The 1,768-nt window shown below is 58.3% G+C and carries 1 protein-coding gene; it reads left to right on the top strand.

The genetic code is table 11. From position 1 onward, the window contains the following. Positions 1-37: 37 nt before the first annotated feature. Positions 38-1,768 (top strand): ParB/RepB/Spo0J family partition protein (locus tag FTE26_RS20225; protein ID WP_272457547.1); only part of this gene is annotated, 1,731 nt, incomplete at its 3' end.

The raw sequence follows: 1,768 nt of genomic DNA, 5'->3' as shown, positions 1-1,768 counted from the left end.
CAGACAATCATTATTACCGTTTTGGGAGGTACTAACTATGTCAGTTACAGAGTCTAAGGCAAAAACGGAGCGTAAATCCAGCCGAAAACCTGCAAAAACGCAGGAAACAGTCCTGTCGGCCCTGCTGGCGCAGACGGAGGAAGTGAGTGTGCCGCTGGCCTCGCTGATTAAGTCTCCGCTGAATGTGCGCACGGTGCCGTATTCTGCGGAGTCCGTCAGCGAACTGGCGGACTCCATTAAAGGTGTCGGCCTGTTACAGAATCTGGTTGTTCATGCCCTGCCAGGTGACCGTTACGGTGTCGCCGCAGGTGGTCGCCGACTGGCAGCACTCAACATGCTGGCAGAGCGTGACATCATTCAGGTTGACTGGCCTGTCCGTGTGAAGGTCATTCCGCAGGAGCTGGCGACTGCCGCATCGATGACCGAGAACGGTCATCGTCGGGATATGCACCCTGCCGAACAGATTGCCGGATTCCGTGCAATGGCGCAGGAAGGCAAAACACCTGCACAAATCGGTGATTTGCTGGGTTATTCGCCCCGCCACGTTCAGCGAATGCTGAAACTGGCTGACCTTGCGCCTGTCATCCTCGATGCGCTGGCAGAAGACCGCATCACCACAGAGCACTGTCAGGCGCTGGCGCTGGAGAACGACACCGCGCGTCAGGTGCAGGTGTTTGAAGCTGCCTGTCAGTCGGGATGGGGCGGTAAACCGGAAGTACAGACCATTCGTCGTCTGGTGACCGAAAGTGAAGTGGCGGTGGCGGGGAACACTAAATTCCGCTTCGTGGGGGCTGATGCCTTCTCGCCAGATGAACTGCGCACTGATTTGTTCAGCGACGATGAGGGTGGCTATGTGGACTGTGTTGCGCTCGATGCCGCCCTGCTGGAAAAACTCCAGGCTGTTGCAGAGTACCTTCGGGAAGCCGAGGGCTGGGGATGGTGTGCCGGACGCATGGAGGCCGTTGGTGAGTGCCGTGAAGATGCCCGGGCATACCGCAACCTGCCGCAGCCGGAAGCAGTGCTGACGGAGGCGGAAGAAGAACGCCTGAACGAACTGATGGCACGTTACGACGCACTGGAAAACCAGTGTGAGGAATCCGACCTGCTGGAAGCAGAAATGAAGCTGATGCGCTGCATGGCGAAGGTCAGAGCGTGGACGCCGGAGATGCGTGCCGGAAGCGGTGTGGTGGTGTCCTGGCGTTATGGCAACGTGTGTGTCCAGCGTGGTGTGCAGTTGCGCAGTGAGGATGACGTGGCTGACGACGCTGACCGCACGGAACAGATGCAGGAGAAAGCGTCAGTGGAGGAAATCAGTCTGCCACTGCTGACGAAAATGTCTTCCGAACGCACGCTGGCAGTCCAGGCGGCACTCATGCAGCAACCGGACAAATCTCTGGCACTGCTGGCATGGACGCTCTGCCTGAATGTGTTTGGCAGCGGAGCGTACAGTAAACCAGCACAAATCAGCCTGGAATGTAAACATTATTCGCTGACCAGCGATGCGCCGTCAGGGAAGGAAGGTGCCGCATTCATGGCGCTGATGGCAGAAAAAGCCCGGCTTGCAGCCCTGCTGCCGGAGGGATGGACACGGGACATGACGACGTTCCTGTCACTCAGCCAGGAGGTGCTGTTATCCCTGCTCAGTTTCTGTACCGCGTGCAGTCTTAACGGTGTCCAGACCCGCGAGTGTGGTCACACGTCACGCAGTCCGCTTGACTCGCTGGAAACCGCTATCGGATTCCACATGCGCGACTGGTGGCAGCCGACA

It is taken from the genome of Escherichia sp. S10b (assembly GCF_028421345.1).
In the GTDB taxonomy this organism is placed as follows: Bacteria; Pseudomonadota; Gammaproteobacteria; order Enterobacterales; family Enterobacteriaceae; genus ECMA0423.
This window is presented reverse-complemented; position numbering and strand designations above follow the sequence as displayed.